The following is a 19,454-nucleotide window of genomic DNA, read 5'->3' as shown; positions in this document are numbered from 1 at the left end:
CGTGATTATCCTTGTGATTGAAAGACGAAGTGGCCAGCAGCCAGCCAGGCACTGTCGCTCTGCGGGGTATGCACCCGGCCGCAGAGCACATTGCGATAGTGGCGTTCCAGCGGGTTTTGTCGGCTGAGGCCATGATTGCCGGTCAGCTCGAGCGCGATATTCACCGCCTGAATGGCGTTGTCGGTGATGGTGACTTTCGCCAGGTTGGCCTCGATGGCGGAAAAGCGCAGCGCGGCGGCCTGCTCCAGCAGGCTGCGGTTAACCAACAGCAGTTCGGCGATCTGCCCGACCTTCTCCTGCACCCGCGGCAGGCGGGAAAGCGGATGGCCGAGACCCGCGGGCACCCGCCCCGCCAGCCACCTCACCAGCCAGTCGTGAGCGGCGCGGGCGATGCTGTCATAGATCGCCGCCAGCAATGCCGTTTGCCGGTTGGCGAACAGGCGCAACGGTTCCGCCTGGGCGGCGGGTGGCGCATCGACCGGCCAGACATCCACCGCATGCTCTGCCGCCACCCGCACGTGGCGAAAAATCACCTCATGGCTGCCGGTGGCCCGCATCCCGGCGTGATCCCAGCTTTTCACCACGCTAATCCCGGCGCTGTCGCCAGGCACCAGCCAGGTGCCCACCCGCGGCGGGTTATCATCGCTTCTCGCCCATACCGCCAGCCAGCGTAGCCCTTCAATGCCGGTGGTATAGATTTTATGACCGTTGATGTCCCAGCCGTCCGCGCAGCGGCTCGCCACGGTGTCCGGCAGGCCGCCGCGCGCCGGGGAACCCAGCTCCGGCTCAACGCGCAGGCTGTTGATCAGGCCACCGCGTTCGACGGCATCATGAAAAACCTGCTGGCGCAGCGGCGCGTGCCAGGCGTCGTTTTCCGCCAGCCGCAAATGGTGCAGATACTGCATGCAGACGATCAGCGCCGTCGCCGGCTCACCCCAGGCAATGGCGGCGATGGCCTGCTGCAGCTGGGCCAGGCTGGCGCCCGCCCCGCCGTAAGCACGCGGCACGGCGAGGCTTAACCAGCCCCCCGCGCGCAGCGGGTCGATATTGCGCCAGGGAAAGTCGCCGCTGGCGTCAAGACTGGCCGCCTGCTCCGCCATCTGTTGGCGTACCGCCGTCAGCTGCTGCGCCCAGTCGTCGCGCTCAGGATGGATCACGATGCGCGCTCCGCCACCGCACGCCGCGCGGCTTTTTCACGAGCGATCGGCAGCAGCGCCCGGCCGTAGTCTGCCGCATCGTTCAGCGGGTCGAATCCGCGGATCAGGAAGTTGCGCACCCCGAGGTCGTAGTAGTCGAGCAGCGCATCGGCCACCTGCTCCGGGGTGCCTACCAGCGCGGTGGAGTTATGCCCGCCGCCCACCAGCTGGGCGATGCCGGTCCACAGGCGTTTGTCCACCACTCTGCCCTGCGCGGCGGTGGCCCGCAGCCGCTGGGCGCCGATGCTGTCCGGTTTGGCCTTGAACCCGCCCCCGCGCTGCGCCGCCTGCTCGGTGGCGACGTGCAGGATATGCTCGGCTTTCTCCCAGGCCTCGGCTTCGCTGTCGGCGATAATCGGCCGGAACGAGACGCTGAAGCCAATATCACGCTGGTGTTTCGCCGCTTCGGCGCGCACGCGCTGGATGGTCTCCCCGGTTTGCGCCAGCGACTCGCCCCACAGGGCGAAGACGTCGGCGTGTTTGCCGGCGACAGCGATGGCCGCATCCGACGAACCGCCGAAGTAGATGGGAAGATGCGGCTTTTGCAGCGGACGAATGGCTGACCAGGCCTGTTCGGCCTGATAAAAATCGTTGTGAATATCTACCGGCTGCTCACTGGTCCACACCCGGCGTACGACGTCAAGGAAGGCGTCGGTGCGGGCATAGCGCTGATCGTGATCGAGGTAATCGCCGTCCCGGCGCTGCTCGGCGTCATTGCCGCCGCTGATGATATGCACCGCCAGCCGGCCCCCCAGCAGATGCTCAAGGGTGGCGAATTTGCGCGCGGCAAGGGTCGGCGATACAAAACCGGGGCGATGGGCCAGCAGGTACTGAATTTTCTGCGTCGACAGTCCGGCCAGGGCGGTCACCAGAAAGCCGTCGGGTTGATCGGACCAGTGACCCACCAGCAGGCGATCGAACCCGGCGGCTTCATGGGTTTGCGCAAAGCGAACGATATAGTCGCGGTCAAAGATCGGCCCCACCGGGGCAATCGTTTCGGAAGAGAGGCGATGGCCAATCATGCCGAGAAACTGAATGCTCATGAACAACTCCTTGCGTCAGGGGTAATGGAGTGGCCGCGACGGCGGCGCTGGTCATTACCCTATACAGGATGTGTTAATGAACAAAATGCATTTTTATCATATCTTAATATGCAAGACTGGCATTAAACAAAAATACATAGTGCTTTCAGTCGGATACTCTCAGCTGCTGCACCACTTTGCTGGCGAAAAAGGTCAGCGGCGACTGCAGGTTTGCCAGATACCGGGCGTGGATCAGCCACAGCGACACCGTAGGCTGAAAGTCGCTGAGGTTGACGACCTCGAGTTCGTCACGCCACGGGCTGGCCGCCAGCGTCGCCCGCGGCACCAGACCCAGCCCCAGTCCCTGCGCCACCAGCGCCATCTGCAGCTGGGCGCCCGCGCTCTCGACGTTAAGCTTCAGCCGCAGCCCCTGGCTTTGCAGCTCGCGGATGAGCCCGGCGCGTAGTCCACAGCCGTCGGGGTTAAGGATCCAGCCCTGTTCGACGCACTCCCGCAGCGACGACGCCCGCAGATTCAGACGCCGGGCGGCAATCGGCACCACCTCCAGGGGACACAGCAGCCGCCCGCTGTAGCCCTCGGCGAGGGTCTGCTGGGCGGGGCCCATCGCCAGCATGCCATCCAGTTCGCCGTTTTCCAGCCGGCGCTGCAGCTCTCCGCTCCAGCCGCAGGCGACCTGCGGGGACAGTGCGGGAAACTGCTGGCTCAGCGCCGCCAGCGCCGCCGGCAGCGCGATCTCGCTGATACTCTGCGGTACGCCGAGACGCAGCGCGCCGCGCGGCTCGCCTTGCGGATCCAACAGGCTGTAGAGCTTTTTCGTCTCGCGCTTAATGCTCAGGCACTGCTCGTACACCCGCTGACCGGCGGCGGTCAGGGTCAGCGGGCGGGTCTGACGCGCCAACAGCGTGACGTTCAGCTCCTGCTCCAGACGCTGCAGGCGCCGGGTGATAGCCGACTGGGTGATCCCCAGATAGTCCGCCGCCTGATTGAGGGAAGAAAACTGCACCGTGGCCAGCAGAGCGTCAATATCGTCGATGCGCATAGGATCCTTATGTGTAATTTGCATATTAATATATGCGTAAATTGCATTTAAATAATATTAACGCCTCTGTTAGCGTTTTGACCAGCCCCTCTGACAGGAACCGCACATGACTGGACCACGACTGGAAAAATTACGCCATTTTATTCATGAGGTTGATCGCCTGCACCGTGAACACCACCAGACCGCGCCGCTGCTTGACGCCGTGGCCCAACGGCTGGCGGCGCTGGTACGTCACGACGACTGGCTGCCGGAAGAGTACACCCTGCCGCACCCGCACCATTACCAGCAGTATCTGCTGCATGCCGACTCCGGGGAGCGCTTCTCGATCGTCAGCTTCGTCTGGGGGCCGGGACAGGCGACGCCGATCCATGACCACCGGGTATGGGGGGCCATTGGTATGCTGCGCGGCGCGGAGGAGAATCAACGCTACCAGCTGGATGCAGACGGCATACCGCGGCCGCTGGGCGCCGCCACGCTCCTGCAGGCAGGCCAGGTGGAGAAAGTCTCCGTTGACGATGGCGATATTCATCGCGTCAGCAATGCGCTGGCGGATCGCGTCTCCATCAGCATTCATGTTTACGGCGGCAACATCGGCGCGGTGAAGCGCGCGGTGTATACCCCGGAAGGCCAGCAAAAAACGTTTATCTCCGGCTACGCCAACCGCCATGTGCCCAACATCTGGGATCCCTCCCGCGAACACCAAGGATAACCATTATGTCCACTTACGCTTACCGACAGGCCGCCGGGATCCGCCAGGCGCTGCTCGACCGTTGTGAACTGGCGCTCATCGACGTCCGTGAAGAGGCCGATTTCGCCACCGCTCATCCGCTGTTTGCCGTCAATCTGCCGCTCAGCAAACTGGAGCTGGAGGTCCGTCGGCGGATACCGCGCTTCACCACCCCGATCACCGTCTACGACAATGGCGAAGGGCTGGCGGAGATCGCCGTCGAACGACTGCGGACCTGGGGCTATCAGGATGTGGCCCTGCTGGCCGAGGGTCTCGCCGGCTGGCGCCGCAGCGGCGGCGAGCTGTTTCAGGACGTCAACTCCGCCAGTAAAGCCTTTGGCGAGCTGGTGGAAAGCGTGCGTCACACGCCGTCGCTCAGCGCCCGGGAGGTTCAGGCGCTCATCGACAGCCGGCAGGAGGTGGTCATCGTCGACGCCCGGCGCTTCGACGAGTACCAGACCATGAGCATCCCCGGCAGCATCAGCGTGCCCGGCGGCGAGCTGGCCCTGCGGGTGGAGAGCCTGACGCCCTCCCCGCAAACGCCGGTGATCGTCAACTGCGCCGGACGCACCCGCAGCATCATCGGCACCCAGTCGCTGATCAACGCCGGCGTGCCTAACCCGGTCCATGCCCTGCGCAATGGCACTATCGGCTGGACGCTGGCCGGCCAGACGCTGGCGCACCAGCAGCAGCGGCAATACGATCCCTCCGCCCGCGCCTCTGGCGCCCGGGCCGCCGAGGTGGCGCATCTCGCCGAACGAGCCGGGGTGGCGGTCATTGATGAGGCGACCCTGCAACGCTGGCTGCAGCAGAGCGACCGCACCACCTTCCTGTTTGATGTGCGCAGCCCTGAGGAGTACGCGGCGGGCCACTATCCTGGCAGCATGAGCGCGCCAGGCGGCCAGCTGGTGCAGGAGACCGATCACTTCGCCAGCGTACGAGGGGCGCGAATCGTGCTGCTGGATGACGATGGCGTCCGGGCGGCGATAACCGGCTCGTGGCTGGCGCAGATGGGCTGGGAGACGGCGCGGCTGAACGCCCTGTCGGCCAGCCAGCTGAGCGAGCGCGGGGTACCAGCCGCCGAAGTGCCCCCCGCCCCGCAGGCGGAGGAGATAAGCCCGGCGCAGCTGGCGCAACAGCTGGACGACCCCGGTACGGTGGTGCTCGATTTCACCACCAACGCCAACTTTGTCGCCCGCCATATCCCCGGCGCGTGGTGGCTGACGCGCTCGCAGCTGCGCCAGGCCCTGGACGCGATCCCTCCCGCTCAACGTTACGTGGTGACCTGCGGCAGCAGCCTGCTGGCCCGCTACGCGGCGCCCGAGGTGGCGGCCTTAACCGATAAGCCGGTACAGGTATTGCGCGGCGGGACGCTGGCGTGGATCGCCGCCGGTCTGCCGCTGGCCCATGGCGACGCCGGCCTCGCTGTCGAGCGCCGGGACCGCTATCGCCGACCCTATGAAGGGACCGATAATTCCGCAGAGGCCATGCAGGCCTATCTGGAGTGGGAGTACGGCCTGGTGGATCAGCTGGCCCGCGACGGCACCCACGGTTTTCGGGTGATCTAACGCCAGCGCGACTCAGGCCTCACGCATGATCCACGAGTACTGAAAGCTCTTCGGCGCCGGAAAATGGGTCCGGCGCCGGTAGGAGCCCAGCGACTGCGGCGTGCAATAGGTGCAGCTCCCCAGCCATTCAACGCTCGTTGACGCCACCCCCGCCTCTGCGAAGATCGCCTCAGCGAAAGCGCGCAGATCAAACCACAGATTATCGCTGCCGCGCGCCGCAGCTTTGAGCGGATCGCTGACCGGACCAGAACGGGAATGGAACAGCCGCTGGCGGTGCCGGGCCACCCGGTCACCGCCGGGCTGGTCCAGCAGTTGCTGATAAAATCCGGCGGAGACTTCGTAACAGCAAGGGTGAATATGCGGCCCCACGGCGATGACCAGATCGGCCAGCGCCGCCCCCTGCTGGCGAAAAGTCGCCAGACTGTTGTCGATAATGCCGCTGGCCAGCCCCTGCCAGCCGGCATGCACGCTGCAGATGAAGCGACCGTCGCGCGAGGCGATCAGTATCGGCAGGCAGTCGGCGGTTACCACCCCCACCTTTTGCCCGGCGACGGCGGTAAACACCGCGTCGGCATGCGGGCGCGTCGGCAGCGGCTGCTGATAATGATGAACCTCATTGCCATGGACCAGCTTCACCGGCGCCATTTCGGCATAGGGAAAGGCGGCGGTTTCGTGGACATCGAGAAACGCGTGGCGGATGCCAGGGATAGCGTCGAGCAAGCGGGAGCGGTAAGCCATAGAGACGATAAGCGACAGAGAATGATGTCTTACCTTAGGCCAGGGCACGCGCAGAGGCAAGGCGGCGGCCCGGCATTTTTTCGCCGGACCGCCGGACAGGCTTCAGACAATGGCCGCGCGCTGCTGGCGATGCATCAGCCAGAACACCGCCACGCCGGCCAGCACAATGCCCGGCGCTGAGGCCGCCATCACCCCGACGGTGCCGGTGCCGAGGGCCAGCATCTTGCCGGCCAGCAGCGGACCGCTCATCGCCCCGAGGCGTCCCACCGCCACGGCGGTGCCGACCCCGGTGGCGCGGATCGCCGCGGGATAGAAGAGCGGCGCCAGCGCGTAGAGCACGCTCTGGCCGCCGGTGGCGAACAGCCCGGCGACAAACCCCGCCAGCAGCATCCCGCTCAGCGACGACGCGCTGCCCAGCGCCAGCAGCGACGCCAGAATGCCGCTGTATATCAGCAGCGACATGCGCAACGGAGTAAGCTTATCCATCAGCGCCCCCAGCAGCAGGGTGCCGCAGGCGGCGCCGATCTGCAGAGAGAACATCACCCCCGCCGCCTGGCTGGCGCTGAATCCCTGGCCTACCAGCAGCATCGGCAGCCAGTTGATCAGCATATAGACCACCAGCAGAGTGAAGAAATAGCCCAGCCACAGCAGCAGCGTGGCGGCGGCATGCCCCGGGGCAAACAGAGTGCGCAGCGGCACGCTGGTCTCCACGCGTTGAAACGCCTGCGATTCCGGCAGCCAGCGCATCAGCAGCGGGATCAGCAGCAGCGGAACCACGCCGCCAATCCAGAAGATGGTCTGCCAGGCCGCGGCAAGGCCAGAGAACCCCAGCGCTGCCGCCAGCGCGGCGCCAATGGGCACCCCGCAGTACATCAGGCTCACCGCCCGGCCGCGAAAACGCGGGCCAGCGGCTTCCGAGGTTAAGGCAATCAGGTTCGGCAATGCCGCCCCCAGCCCGACGCCGGTGAGCAGGCGCGCCAGCAGTAGCGTCGGGAAGCTCCAGGCCACCGCGGTGGCCAGCGAGAACAGGCCAAACAGCAGCACCGAGCCCAGCAGGATGCGTTTGCGCCCGTGGCGGTCCGCCAGCATGCCGCCCACCAGCGCGCCGGGCAGCAGGCCGAGGATCCCGGCGCTGAAGATCCAGCCCATCTGCATTTTATCCAGCGCAAAGGCCTGCGCCATGCCGACGGCGGCGATCCCCGCCGCCTGCAGATCCAGCCCCTCCATCAGGGCCACCATAAAACAGAGCCCGATGGTGACCATCAGGCGCGAGGAGTTTGCGGTCGTTATCTTGGTCATAGGGTACCTTTGCGATAGCCGGACAAACGGAGCAGGTGATGGGCGGCTGATGCATGGTCAGCCGCCCGTTGTTATTTTTGGCGGTTAAGCAGATCCAGCGCGACGTCGACGATCATATCCTCCTGGCCGCCGACCATCCGCCGTTTGCCCAGCTCGACGAGAATATCCACCGCGCTGAGGCCATAGCGCGCCGCCGCCGCTTCGCTGTGGCGCAGGAAGCTGGAGTAGACCCCGGCGTAGCCCAGCGCCAGCGTTTCGCGGTCGACGCGCACCGGGCGGTCCTGCAGCGGCCGCACCAGCTCGTCGGCGGCATTCATCAGCGCGTAGAGGTCGGTGCCATGCCGCCAGCCGAGCTTGTCGGCGGCGGCAATAAACACCTCCAGCGGCGCATTGCCCGCCCCCGCCCCCATCCCGGCCAGGCTGGCGTCGATCCGGTCGCAGCCCTCTTCCACCGCGGCGATAGAGTTAGCCACCCCGAGGCTCAGGTTATGGTGGGCATGCATCCCGGTGGCGGTCTCCGGCTTCAGCACCGCCTTCAGCGCGCGGAAGCGGTCGCGAATGTCATTCATGTTCATCGCCCCGCCGGAATCCACCACGTAGATGCAGGTCGCCCCATAGGATTCCATCTTCAGCGCCTGCTGCGCCAGCGCCTGCGGGGAGATCATATGGCTCATCATCAGAAAACCGACGGTGTCCATCCCCAGCTCGCGGGCAAAGGCAATATGCTGCGCCGCGACGTCCGCTTCGCTGCAGTGGGTGGCGACCCGCACCACCCGCGCCCCGGCCTGATACGCGGCTTTCAGGTCGTGCAGGGTGCCGATGCCCGGCAGCAGCAAGGTGGCGATTTTCGCCTGGCTGACCGCCTCCGCCGCCGCTTCAATCCAGGCGATATCGCTGTGGGCGCCAAAGCCGTAGTTGAAGCTCGATCCCTGTAGCCCATCGCCGTGGGCGACTTCGATAGAGTCCACCCCCGCCTTATCCAGCGCGCCGGCAATCTGCTGCACCTGCGCCAGGGAATACTGGTGACGAATCGCATGCATACCATCGCGCAGCGTCACATCCGAAATGTAGAGTTTTTTACCATTCATGCTGTCGCTCCCGCCGCGCTGTTCATTGCCCCGGCCATTTGCTCCGCCGTCGCCAGCGCCGCCGAGGTCATAATATCGAGGTTGCCGGCGTACGCCGGCAGATAGTGCGCCGCCCCTTCCACTTCGAGGTAAACCGCGGTTTTCAGTCCGGAAAAACGGCCCACGCCGGGCAGGTTGACCGGATTTTCCTCGGGGATAACTTCAAACTGCACCTGCTGCTTCAGCCGGTAGCCAGGCACGTAAGCCTGCACCGCTGCCGCCATCTCGGCGATCGAGGCGGCAATCGCCTCCTGAGACGCCATCTCGCTCAGCACATACACGGTATCGCGCATCATCAGCGGCGGCTCCGCCGGGTTCAGCACGATAATCGCCTTGCCCTTGCCCGCGCCGCCGACCTTTTCAATCGCCTGCGAGGTGGTTTCAGTGAATTCGTCAATATTCGCTCGCGTCCCCGGCCCGGCGGATTGACTGGCGATGGAGGCCACGATCTCCGCGTAATGCACCTTCGCCACCCGCGAGACCGCGGCGACCATCGGGATGGTGGCCTGCCCGCCGCAGGTCACCATATTGACGTTGCCCTGGTGGAGATTGGCCTCAAGGTTGACCACCGGCACGCAGTACGGGCCAATCGCCGCCGGCGTCAGGTCGATGACGCGGATCCCTGGCTTCGCTTCGCGCAGCGCGGCATCGTTTTTGACGTGCGCGCCGGCGCTGGTGGCGTCGAAGACAAAGTCGATATCGGCAAACTCCGCCATCTGCATCAGGCCGCCCACCCCTTCGTGGGTGGTCGCGACGCCCATGCGCCGGGCGCGGGCCAGGCCATCCGACTGCGGGTCGATGCCGACCATCACCGCCATCTCCAGATGCTGGCCGTGGCGCAGAATTTTAATCATTAAATCGGTGCCGATATTCCCGGAGCCGATAATGGCGACTTTACGTTTACGCATCACGATGTCCTTCTCCGGCGGCGACGAAGCGTGCCGCGACTGAGCCAATACCTTCAATATGGGCGACAAAGCTGTCCCCCTCGTTAATCGCCACCATCGGGCCTAACGCCCCGGTCAGCACGATATCCCCCGCCCGCAGCGGTTCGCCGAGGCTGGCCATCTTGCGCGCCAGCCACACCGCGGCGTTCAGCGGATGCCCCAGGCACTCGCTGCCCCGGCCGCTGGAGACCAGCTCCTGGTTGCGGGTCATCTGCATGGCGCACGCTTTCAGATCCAGACCCGCCGGTCGCTGCGCCGGGCCGCCGATGACGTACAGGCCGCAGGAGGCGTTATCGGCGACGGTGTCAACAAAGCCGATTGACCAGTCGCGAATGCGGCTGCCCACCACCTCCAGCGCCGGCAGCACCCATTCGATGGCGTTATACAGCTCATCAAAAGTGGTATCGGCATGGGGTAGATCATGTTTCAGCACCAGGGCGATCTCGGCCTCCACCTTGGGCTGCAGCACGCGGCCAAACGGCACATCGGCGTTGTCGCCGTAGCACATGTCGGCAAACAGGGTGCCGAAATCCGGCTGGTTGACCCCCAGCTGCTGCTGCACTTTGGGATGGGTCAGGCCCACCTTGCGGCCCACCACCCGCCGGCCATGGGCCACGTGGTGCTGCACGTTCAGGCGCTGGATAGCGTAGGCGGCGTCGGCGTTGTCGACGCCGAGGATATCGCGCAGCGGGGCGATCGCCTGGCCGGTTCGTTCGGCGTCGCGCAACAGCTGCGCCAGCGCGTCAAGAGAAATAGTCATCATCACTCCTTAAGCCCGTGCGAGGAAATTGAGCACCAGCTGATTAAAACTGTCGGCATGTTCCCACTGCGCCCAGTGGCCGCAGTCGCGGTAAATGTGCAGCTCAGAGCCGGCGATCCCGGCGAGCAGGCGTAGTCCGGCGTCCATCGGCACGAAGCGGTCATTGCGTCCCCAGACGATGAGAGTTTGCGCAGCGATCTCGCCGAGCCGCGGGCCAAAGTCAGGGAATTGTTTCGGGTTGGCTTCGAGGCTCTTGACGAAGTTGTCCAGATGGTCGCGGCGCGACAGCATATTGTTCAGCCGCGCCTCGAACAGCGCGTCGGTGAGGTCACGGGTGTCGAAGACGAAAATGCTCATCATCTTCTTCAGGTTTTCAATGGTCGGCTCGCGGTACAGGGCGTTCAGCAGTTTGATGCCTTCCGTCGGCATCGGCGTGAACAGGCTCATGCCGCCGGTTCCCCCGCCCATCAGCACCAGCTTCGCCACCCGCTCCGGCCAGCTCAGGGTGAAGGCCACCGCGCTGTGACCGCCCATCGAGTTGCCCAGCAGATGGACTTTATCGATCCCCAGCTGATCGACCACGCTTTTCAAAATGCGGGCGTTGAGATCCGAACGCGAACCGCTGTTGACGATCGAATCGCTCTTCCCCCACCCCGGACAGTCCAGGAGCAGCACGCGATAGCCCGCCTCGACCAGCGGGTCAATGTTGCGGCTGAAGTTGGCCCAGCCGGTGGCCCCCGGCCCGGAGCCGTGCAGCATCACCACGGTCTCTTTCCCGTCGCCGCAGTCATTGATATGGATGCGCAGCGTGCGGCCTCCCTCGTCGACGTTGAGGAATCGGCTGGTGGCGTCTTCGGTTTGCGGTTGATAGTTCATGTTAGTCTCCCGGTTAATCAAATCTCGGTGGTGGCGCTCAGCGAGCCGAATCCGGCGATCCACTCGGGGATCGGCCGGTAATAGCGGCCTTCGCTGCGCCAGCGGCCAAAAGCGGATAGCGCGGCAAAGGCGGCCACCCAGGTCTTAATTTCGTGCGTCGATTTGCCGGCCATCGCCGACAGCTCGTCGTTGCCGATCGCGTCCAGTTCGCTCAGCCGCCCCTGCTCCAGCAGGCTCATAAAGCGGTTGTCCCAGACCGGGTTGAGGGGATGGAGCGAGCGCTGGTCTTCGGTAAACCGTCGGGCGGCGCTGATCACCCGCTGCTGGCGCAGCTCGCGTTCGTCCGGCGGCAGCTGTTTGCCGCTGCCGAGCAGGCGGTCGCGCAGATGGGCGTCCGCCTTCGCCAGCTCCGGCACCGGCGGCTGGTGCGAAAGCCCGCCAGAGCCGAGGATCAGTACCCGCTTATTGAGGGTGTTGAGGAAGCGGCCCATCGCCTCGCCCAGCAGCCGGGTGCGTTGAAAACCCGGCAGCGGCGCGGCGACGCCGTTAATAAACACCGGCAGCACCGGCAGGCGATCCAGCCCACCCAGCAAAAACTCCAGCGGCTGGGCGAAGCCATGGTCCACCTGCATGTTGTACGACACCGCCAGGTCGATACCGCTGTTGATCACGGCGTGGGCGCAGGCTTCCGCCAGCTCGGTGGGCACCGGCAGGTCGCCGGCGGCGCTGGCGAAGTCGCCGATGGCGGTGGCGCCGACGCCCAGGCAGAACGGCGGCATCACGTCATAGAAAAAACCGTTGTAGTGATCGGGGGCGAAGAGCACCACCAGCTCGGGATCGAATTCAGCGATCCGCCGCCGGGCGTCGGCAACCACCCCGTTCACCTCATCGAGGACCGTCTGCTCCGGGTCAACGAATCCCACCAGCGGGGTGTGCGACAGGCAGTGTAAATAGGCATGCATATCAGGCCACCTTCTCTTCAGCGTGGCCGGTATCCCCGGCCGCAAGGGTCATTTTTTCCGCCAGGGCGGTCAGCTGCGCGCCGAGGGTTTGCGGGATAGCGAGGGCGGCGACAAAGCGGTCCGGCCTGACCACGGCGATGGCGGTGTTATGTTGCGCAAACCAGCTCTTCAGACGGTTTTGCTTATCCCCCACCCGCAGCGTGCCCGGGGCGTTATCCTGCTCGCGATGGATCTGCACCTCCGGCACGACCTGGATAAAGCGCACCCCTATCGCGCGCCAGCGGGCGATCTGCCCGGCGTCGAGCCCCCACTGCGGGTTGCAGCCCCAGCCGATAATGGCGAAATTCGCCCCGATAACCTCATCGAGCAGGAGACTCTCGCCGTTCTCCAGCGTCACCTGCGGTTGAATAAACATTTTGCCCACCGGCGAGGCTTTGCCTGCGCCGTCGGTCAGCAGCGCCCCCTCGCGATATTGCGGCATCGGCTTAAAGCGCATTTCGAGGAAGTAACGTTTCACCGGCGGCAGGTAGTTCAGCAGCCAGGAGAGGCCATCGCGCGCCGCGCCCTGCCAGCGCTTCGGCGGCGCCAGCACGTGACCGGCGGTGACCGACAGGTCAATCATCGCCTTCGCGTGGTCGCGACGCTCCTGCTGGTAGCTGTCAAGCAGCGCCTCTCCCGCTTTGCCGTTGACCACCAGCGCCAGCTTCCACGCCAGGTTGAAGGCGTCACGCATGCCGCTGTTGTATCCCTGGCCCTGCCAGACCGGCATGATGTGCGCGGCGTCGCCGGCCAGCAGCACCCGGTCAATGCGAAAGCGCTCGGCAAGGCGCGCGTTATGGGTGTAGACCCGCTGGCGGATCAGCTCGACGCGATCCGGGTCCGGCAGCACTTTGCTCAGCAGACGGCGCATATTGTGCGGCTCGCTGAGCTGGGCTTCGGTTTCCCCGGGCATCACCATAAATTCAAAGCGGCGCACGCCGTGGGGCAGCGCGGCGGAAACATAGGGCCGCACCGGGTCGCAGCACAGGTAGACGTGCGGGGTGGCCAGCGGATCGTTGGCGATATCGATGACGATCCACTGGTTCGGCGCGGTCTTGCCTTCGAAAGGGACGTTCAGCGTGCGGCGAATAAAGCTGGCGCCGCCGTCGCAGGCCACCAGCCAGTCAGCGCGCACCGTCTCCCGCTCGCCGTCCGGTCCTTTGATATTTAACGTGACACTGTCACTGTTCTGGCTAAAGGCTTCCACCTCGCGGGAGAAGAGGCAACGGACCTGCGGGAAACGCTGCAGGCCGTGATACATCACCGCATCCACCTGCGGCTGAATAAAGGCATTGCGCCGCGACCAGCCAAACTCATCGGTCATCGGCTGGATGTCGGCAAAGCAGCGGCCCTTCGGGGTCAGAAAGCGCATGGCGTGCCACGGCGTGGTGTGCGGCAGCACGTCATCCACCAGCCCCACCGCCTGCATCGCCCGCAGCGATTCATCGTCAATACCGATGGCCCGCGGGTAATCGATCAGTTTGTCGAGCTTTTCCACCAGCAGCACGCTGATGCCCATCTGGCCAAGGTAGTTGGCCATCATCAGGCCTACCGGACCGGCGCCGGCGATGGCGACCTGGGCGGTATGCTGCACGGCGGGTTGAATATCGGGTGTAGATGTTGTCATTCTCAGCGACCTCACGACTCGGAAACTGCCCGGCTGACAGGCAATTTGTTAATCATGTGTAAACGTATTTTTATAATGGGCTGAGTATAGGGCGGGTGTTTTCGGCTACAATCAAAACATCGCTGAATGTGCACCAGGTGCACATCGCTGTTTATAAAGCATTTTAAGGAAGGATTTATGCGTGATGATGGGGCCACTGAGTACAAAACGGTGCGCGGATTAAGCCGGGGTTTATTGTTATTAAAATTGTTAAATAAATTCGACGGCGGCGCGACGCCCGGCCTGCTGGCGGAGTTTAGCGGCCTACATCGCACCACCGTGCGCCGGCTGCTGGAGACGCTGCAGGAGGAAGGTTTTGTCCGCCGCAGCCGCTCCGATGACAGCTTTCGTCTGACCATTAACGTCCGCCAGCTGAGCGACGGATTTCGTGACGAACATTGGATTTCTGCCCTCGCCACGCCGCTGCTCGGGGAACTGCTGCGCGAGGTCCAGTGGCCGACGGATATCACCACCCTCGACGTCGACGCCATGGTGGTGCGCGAAACCACCCACCGCTTCAGTCGGCTGTCGTTTCACCGGGCGATGGTCGGACGTCGACTGCCGCTGCTGCTCACCGCCTCCGGTCTGACATGGCTGGCCTTTGCCCCCGACGCGGAGCGCGACGCCATACTCAGCATGCTGGCCGCCCGTCCGGAAGCGGAATATCAGCTGGCTCGCGAACCGGAACGGCTGGCGGCGATCCTCGCCCGCACCCGCCAGAACGGCTATGGCGAAAATTTCCGCGGCTGGCGGCAGGAGGAGAAAATCGCCTCTATCGCCGTGCCGGTCTGCAGCCAGCAGCGGGTCATCGGCTGCCTCAACCTGGTCTATATCGCCAGCGCCATGACCATTGAGCAGGCGGCGCAGAAGCATCTCTCCGCGCTGCAGAGGGTGGCGGGCCAGATAGAAGCCCGTATGGAAGATGAAGAGGTGTTATACGACATTCCTTGATCGTGAAGGGGTGAAAGGCGATCAATTATTGCCCCCGGCATCGTTATATAATTTAATATATATCGAATTTTTCAAGCCACTCGAGCCACGCCATGTCAAAACACCCCTTACTGCTGGGCCTGACGCTGCTCAGCGCCAGCCTGTTCACCGGCCAGACCTTCGCCGACCGTACCGTCACTGACCAGCTGGGTCGCCAGGTCACCCTCCCCGACCACGTCACCCGCGTAGTGGTTCTGCAGCATCAGACGCTCAATCTGCTGGTGCAACTCCATGCCGCCGAGGATATCGTCGGCGTCTTAAGCAGCTGGAAGAAACAGCTCGGGCCGCAGTTCGTCCGCTTTATGCCGACAATCGCGCAACTGGCGACGCCGGGCGATCTCACCCAGGTCAATATTGAAAGCCTGCTGGCGCTACGTCCGCAGGTGGTTTTCGTCGCCAACTATGCGCCGCCGGCGATGATCGCGCAGATCCAGCAGGCCGGGATCCCGGTGGTGACCATCTCGCTGCGCCACGATGCCGCCGGGGAAAAAAATAAAATGAACCCTACCATGGCTGACGAAGAGCAGGCCTATAACGCCGGGCTGGTGGAGGGGATCCGCCTTATCGGCGAGGTCGTCGAACGCCAGCCCGAAGCCGAGGCGCTGATTCACTACACCTTTGCGGCGCGCCAGCAGGCCAACGCGCCGGTGGCCGATATTCCGCAGAACCAGCGGGTGCGGGTCTATATGGCCAATCCCGATCTGAACACCTACGGCGCCGGAAAATACACCGGACTGATGATGGCCCACGCCGGGGCGCTGAACGTGGCGGCAGCGAGCGTTAAAGGCGCCCGCCAGGTATCGCTGGAGCAGCTCCTGGCGTGGAACCCGCAGGTGATCTTCGTCCAGGACCGTTATCCGCAGGTGGTCAAACAGATAGAGAGCGACCCGCAGTGGCAGACGATCGATGCGGTGCAACATCATCGCGTCTGGCTGATGCCGGAATACGCCAAAGCCTGGGGATACCCGATGCCGGAGGCGCTGGCGCTGGGCGAGCTATGGATGGCGAAAAAACTCTATCCTGCACGCTACCAGAACATCGATGTGGACAGCAAAGCCAGGGATTACTATCAGCGTTTTTTTCGTGTGACGTGGTCACCCGATGCGCGTTAATTCCCGTCCCTGGCTGTTGCCGCTTTGCCTGGCGCTGATGACGCTGACGATCGCCGTTGCCTCTCTCGGTGTCGGCCAGTATCCGTTAAGCCTGAGCGCCGTCGGGCATACCCTGATCCAGCTGCCGCCCGGTGAAGGGGTGGTTGGGCAGATCGTCTGGTCGGTTCGCCTGCCGCGCGTGGCCATGGCCCTGCTGGCCGGCGGCGCGCTGGGGCTGTGCGGCGCCACCTTACAGGGGGTGTTCCAGAATCCGCTGGTGGATCCGCATATCATTGGGGTGACCTCCGGCTCCGCCTTCGGCGGCACGCTGGCGATCCTGTTGGGATTCGGCAGCCTGTTGATGATGGCCTCGACCTTTTTCTTCGGCCTCATCGCGCTGGGGCTGATTTATCTCCTCGCCGCCCTGCAGGGGCGGGAAAGCACGCTGGGGCTGATTCTGTCAGGGATCATTCTCAGCGGTTTTTTCGCCGCCCTGGTCAGTCTGATGCAGTACCTCGCCGATAGCGAAGAAACGTTACCGAACATTGTCTTCTGGCTGCTCGGCAGCTTCGCGACCGCCAACTGGCATAAGGTATTGCTCATGCTTTTGCCAATGACCGTGGCTGCCGGGCTGCTGTGGCAGCTGCGCTGGCGCATCAACCTGCTGGCGCTGGAGGAGCGGGATGCCCGCAGTCTTGGCGTTCCGGTGGCCGCGCTGCGTCGCGGCGTGCTGGTCTGCTGCGCGGTGCTGGTGGCCGCCCAGGTAGCGGTCAGCGGCAGCATCGCCTGGATGGGGCTGGTGGTCCCTCACCTCGCCCGCCTGCTGGTGGGGGCCGATCATCGTCGCCTGCTCCCCACCGCATTCTGGCTCGGCGCCGCCCTGATGCTGGTGGTGGACGATCTGGCGCGCACGCTGACCCAGGCGGAGATCCCGATTGGGATTATCACCGCCCTGCTGGGAGCGCCGCTGTTTACCTTTTTGCTGGTGCAGTCCCGACGCCGGAGGATGGCGCCATGAACATATCCTTATCGCTGGAAGCGCTACGCTACGGCCGCCGTCAACCGCTCTTCGACCCGCTGACACTGGCCTGCCGGTCCGGTGAGATCTGGGCGGTACTCGGCGCCAATGGCCGGGGAAAAAGTACTCTGCTGGACACCCTGAGCGGCGTATTGCCCCCGCTTGGCGGCCAGATGCAGTGCGAGGGCGGCGTGGCCCTTGTCCCGCAGTCGTTTCGCCCCGCTTTCAGCTGGCGAGTGAGCGATGTGGTGCTGATGGGCCGCGCCCGTCACGTGGATCTCTTTGCCCAGCCGGGCGAGGAGGACGCTCGACGGGTTGTGAAAGCCCTGGCGCAGCTGGGCATTGCCCCCCTGGCCCGACACGATTTTAGCTCTCTCTCCGGCGGCCAGCAGCAGCTGGTGCTCATCGCCCGCGCGCTGGTCAGCGCCAGCCAGAATATCCTGCTGGATGAACCCTGTTCTGCGCTGGACCTTGGTAACCAGCAGGTGGTGTTGCAGCTGATCGACGACCTCGCTCACCGTCAGGCGCGCACCGTCCTGTTCACCACCCATGACCCGAACCATGCCCTGCAGGTGGCCAGCCATACGCTCCTTCTCCTGCCGGAGGGCCAGTGGCTGGCGGGCGAGACGGCCGACGTGCTAAGTGAAACGCACCTCCGGCAAGCCTACGGCCTGCCGGTACGTTTGATCCACCATCCCGCGGCCGCTTATCCTCTGCTGGCCCCCGGGTTTACCCTGCGTCGCTGAAGGATAAAAACCCCGCCCGCCGGAGACAGGCCTGCCCGGCCTCGCCGAGGATAAAGCGATACAGGGCTGTGGCGGCGGGGTCGGCGCTAAGGCGCGCCAGCTGATAGTCGCAGCAAATGTTCCACGGCGCGGGGATGACCAGGGTGCGCAGATCATCGCAGGCGGCCAGCGCGGCCCCATAGTGCGCATAGCCGATAAACAGATCCGCCAGGTTCTGGCGAATAAGCCACGCGCCGGCTATCGCTCCCGGCGGCACGCTCAGCGAATCTCTGCCGCCGACCAGCGGCTGCGCCCGCCCGGACAACGCTTTGCCCAGCCCCGGATAGCGCGCCTCAAGGCGGGTAAACAGCTGCCAGGTATAATCTCCCGACGGATCGCAGCCCGGGGTGGAGGTCGCCAGCCGCAGGCGGGGCGCGCTGAGCAGCGCCAGCCAGTCCAGCGCGTCGTTCTCCGGCGACCGCCGGACGGTGAGCATCAACTGGTTACGGGCCAATCCCCGGCACTCCTGCGCCAGACCCACCTGCATCAGCGCCTGCGGGTGCGCCGCGTTGGCGGAAGCGAAAACCGCGCACGGCGTCCCGGACTCAATCCGCTCGCGCAGCAGGCCGGCGGGGCCAAACTGCACATCGACCGCCAGGCCGGTGTGCTGCTGGAACTGCGCCACCAGCGGCTGGAAAGCGCTTTTCAGGCTTCCCGCCGCCAGCAGCATGAGAGGAGGAGAGATCATCGTCATTCGCTATAAAACAGATAATATAACGCTATCTTACCCGAACTGACGCCGCGTCAGTAGCGAATTTCCGCCAGCGCCCGCAGCTGTTCGGGGGTGGCTACCGGCAGGTCGAAAAAGCGCAGATAGGCAGGGATCATTTCAAACAGCATGTCGGTCCCGCGCTGGATGTGGCACTGTCGCGCCTGGGCGGCTCTCAGCAGCGGAGTATACTCCTGGGTCATCACCACCTCCCCCACCCAGGTGCCTGGCGCCAGACGGTCAACGTCCAGCGGCAGCGGATCGCTGACCTTCATCCCCAGCGGCGTGGCGTTGACCACCAGCTCGTGTCCGGCAGGATCGTGCTGCATCAGAGTGATATCGAGCTGGGGATAGTGCTGATGCAGCCGTCCAGCGAGAGCGTGCGCCACCTCGAGACGGGTATCGTACAGGGTCAGGGCGCTGACCCCTGCAGCCGCAAGGGAGGCGGCGATAGCCGACCCCACCCCGCCGCTGCCGACCACCAGCGCCCGCGTCCCCTCAGGCTGAAATCCCTTACGGCGCAGGCCCAGCACAAAGCCGTCGCCATCGAACATGTCCCCGGAGAGGCTGCCGTCCGCCTCGCGACGGATGGCGTTGCAGGCGCCGGCGATAGCCGCCGTCGGGCTCAGGTGTTGCACCAGATCGCAGGTGGCGATTTTATGCGGCATCGTCACCAGCGCGCCGATGATATTGGTCATCGTAAACAGCGGCGGAATAAACGCGGCATAGTCCTCCGGCCTGACGCCCATTGGCACCACCTTCACGTCCACCTGCTGGTCGACAAACCACGGGTTGTAGATCATCGGCGCCTTAAAACTGGCGGTCGGATAGCCAAGATGCGCTATCAGCCGCGTATTCCCACTAATCACCATGC

Annotated in this window: 18 protein-coding genes and 1 pseudogene; 6 read left to right on the top strand and 13 right to left on the bottom strand. The window is 64.5% G+C overall.

Annotated elements, in window-relative coordinates; genetic code table 11:
* Positions 1-5: 5 nt before the first annotated feature.
* From ABLX76_RS06915 to ABLX76_RS06905, 3 genes and pseudogenes are all read right to left on the bottom strand, one after another.
* Positions 6-1,157 carry an acyl-CoA dehydrogenase family protein gene (locus ABLX76_RS06915; protein ID WP_176377312.1) on the bottom strand — a complete coding sequence of 384 codons (1,152 nt, stop codon included), beginning with the start codon at positions 1,155-1,157 and terminating at the stop codon, positions 6-8.
* Positions 1,144-2,239, bottom strand: a pseudogene (locus ABLX76_RS06910) (LLM class flavin-dependent oxidoreductase). The gene ABLX76_RS06915 and the pseudogene ABLX76_RS06910 overlap by 14 nt, the downstream one beginning before the upstream one ends.
* 145 nt (positions 2,240-2,384) lie before the next feature.
* Positions 2,385-3,278: a LysR family transcriptional regulator gene (locus ABLX76_RS06905; protein WP_348874291.1), complete on the bottom strand. Its 894-nt coding sequence runs from the start codon at positions 3,276-3,278 to the stop codon at positions 2,385-2,387.
* Positions 3,279-3,384: 106 nt separating this feature from the next.
* Between ABLX76_RS06905 and ABLX76_RS06900 the strand changes: the two genes are divergently transcribed.
* Both ABLX76_RS06900 and ABLX76_RS06895 read left to right on the top strand, forming a co-directional pair.
* Positions 3,385-3,987: a cysteine dioxygenase gene (locus ABLX76_RS06900; protein ID WP_348874289.1), complete on the top strand. Its 603-nt coding sequence runs from the start codon at positions 3,385-3,387 to the stop codon at positions 3,985-3,987.
* Positions 3,988-3,992: 5 nt separating this feature from the next.
* The gene (locus tag ABLX76_RS06895) at positions 3,993-5,573 is read left to right on the top strand and encodes a rhodanese homology domain-containing protein (protein WP_348874287.1); all 1,581 of its coding nucleotides are present in this window, start codon (positions 3,993-3,995) and stop codon (positions 5,571-5,573) included.
* Between the two features lie 12 nt (positions 5,574-5,585).
* Here ABLX76_RS06895 and ABLX76_RS06890 read toward each other — a convergent pair whose 3' ends face one another.
* The 8 genes from ABLX76_RS06890 to ABLX76_RS06855 form a co-directional block, all read right to left on the bottom strand.
* The gene (locus tag ABLX76_RS06890; RefSeq protein WP_023290058.1) at positions 5,586-6,311 is read right to left on the bottom strand and encodes a polyphenol oxidase family protein; all 726 of its coding nucleotides are present in this window, start codon (positions 6,309-6,311) and stop codon (positions 5,586-5,588) included.
* A gap of 102 nt (positions 6,312-6,413) precedes the next feature.
* Positions 6,414-7,610 (bottom strand): 3-(3-hydroxy-phenyl)propionate transporter MhpT, encoded by a 1,197-nt coding sequence (mhpT, locus tag ABLX76_RS06885; protein ID WP_065881353.1) that lies wholly within the window; start codon positions 7,608-7,610, stop codon positions 6,414-6,416.
* Positions 7,611-7,681: 71 nt separating this feature from the next.
* Complete coding sequence (gene mhpE / locus ABLX76_RS06880; RefSeq protein WP_032453226.1) at positions 7,682-8,698, bottom strand: 4-hydroxy-2-oxovalerate aldolase; 1,017 nt, start codon at positions 8,696-8,698, stop codon at positions 7,682-7,684.
* The gene (gene mhpF, locus ABLX76_RS06875) at positions 8,695-9,645 is read right to left on the bottom strand and encodes an acetaldehyde dehydrogenase (protein ID WP_348874284.1); all 951 of its coding nucleotides are present in this window, start codon (positions 9,643-9,645) and stop codon (positions 8,695-8,697) included. The genes mhpE and mhpF overlap by 4 nt, the downstream gene beginning before the upstream one ends.
* Positions 9,638-10,444 carry a 2-keto-4-pentenoate hydratase gene (gene mhpD, locus ABLX76_RS06870; RefSeq protein ID WP_065881344.1) on the bottom strand — a complete coding sequence of 269 codons (807 nt, stop codon included), beginning with the start codon at positions 10,442-10,444 and terminating at the stop codon, positions 9,638-9,640. Before mhpD ends, mhpF begins: the two co-directional genes overlap by 8 nt.
* Before the next feature lie 9 nt (positions 10,445-10,453).
* Complete coding sequence (gene mhpC / locus ABLX76_RS06865; RefSeq protein ID WP_243806417.1) at positions 10,454-11,320, bottom strand: 2-hydroxy-6-oxonona-2,4-dienedioate hydrolase; 867 nt, start codon at positions 11,318-11,320, stop codon at positions 10,454-10,456.
* A gap of 17 nt (positions 11,321-11,337) precedes the next feature.
* Positions 11,338-12,282 carry a 2,3-dihydroxyphenylpropionate/2,3-dihydroxicinnamic acid 1,2-dioxygenase gene (gene mhpB / locus ABLX76_RS06860; protein WP_087775578.1) on the bottom strand — a complete coding sequence of 315 codons (945 nt, stop codon included), beginning with the start codon at positions 12,280-12,282 and terminating at the stop codon, positions 11,338-11,340.
* A 1-nt stretch (position 12,283) separates the two neighbouring features.
* Positions 12,284-13,948, bottom strand: coding sequence for a bifunctional 3-(3-hydroxy-phenyl)propionate/3-hydroxycinnamic acid hydroxylase (locus ABLX76_RS06855; protein WP_277476097.1), 1,665 nt, complete (start codon positions 13,946-13,948; stop codon positions 12,284-12,286).
* Positions 13,949-14,125: 177 nt separating this feature from the next.
* On the opposite strand from ABLX76_RS06855, the gene ABLX76_RS06850 reads away from it, so the two are divergent.
* From ABLX76_RS06850 to ABLX76_RS06835, 4 genes are all read left to right on the top strand, one after another.
* Complete coding sequence (locus tag ABLX76_RS06850) at positions 14,126-14,938, top strand: DNA-binding transcriptional regulator (RefSeq protein WP_109547220.1); 813 nt, start codon at positions 14,126-14,128, stop codon at positions 14,936-14,938.
* A 92-nt stretch (positions 14,939-15,030) separates the two neighbouring features.
* Positions 15,031-16,089 (top strand): ABC transporter substrate-binding protein, encoded by a 1,059-nt coding sequence (locus ABLX76_RS06845; RefSeq protein WP_261902319.1) that lies wholly within the window; start codon positions 15,031-15,033, stop codon positions 16,087-16,089.
* Positions 16,079-17,086 carry an iron ABC transporter permease gene (locus tag ABLX76_RS06840; RefSeq protein ID WP_261902318.1) on the top strand — a complete coding sequence of 336 codons (1,008 nt, stop codon included), beginning with the start codon at positions 16,079-16,081 and terminating at the stop codon, positions 17,084-17,086. Before ABLX76_RS06845 ends, ABLX76_RS06840 begins: the two co-directional genes overlap by 11 nt.
* On the top strand, positions 17,083-17,832 hold the full coding sequence (locus tag ABLX76_RS06835) for an ABC transporter ATP-binding protein (protein WP_109547217.1): 750 nt from the start codon (positions 17,083-17,085) through the stop codon (positions 17,830-17,832). The genes ABLX76_RS06840 and ABLX76_RS06835 overlap by 4 nt, the downstream gene beginning before the upstream one ends.
* Here ABLX76_RS06835 and ABLX76_RS06830 read toward each other — a convergent pair.
* Together ABLX76_RS06830 and ABLX76_RS06825 are read right to left on the bottom strand one after the other, a co-directional pair.
* Positions 17,816-18,559: an extracellular solute-binding protein gene (locus ABLX76_RS06830; protein WP_348874279.1), complete on the bottom strand. Its 744-nt coding sequence runs from the start codon at positions 18,557-18,559 to the stop codon at positions 17,816-17,818. The genes ABLX76_RS06835 and ABLX76_RS06830 overlap by 17 nt on opposite strands.
* Before the next feature lie 56 nt (positions 18,560-18,615).
* Positions 18,616-19,452: a shikimate dehydrogenase gene (locus ABLX76_RS06825; protein WP_348874277.1), complete on the bottom strand. Its 837-nt coding sequence runs from the start codon at positions 19,450-19,452 to the stop codon at positions 18,616-18,618.
* Positions 19,453-19,454: the final 2 nt, after the last annotated feature.

It is taken from the genome of Klebsiella sp. JB_Kp004, assembly GCF_040065795.1.
Taxonomy (GTDB): domain Bacteria; phylum Pseudomonadota; class Gammaproteobacteria; order Enterobacterales; family Enterobacteriaceae; genus Klebsiella; species Klebsiella quasipneumoniae.
The sequence above is the reverse complement of the archived record's forward strand: the minus strand, read 5'-3'. Positions and strand labels throughout refer to the sequence as shown.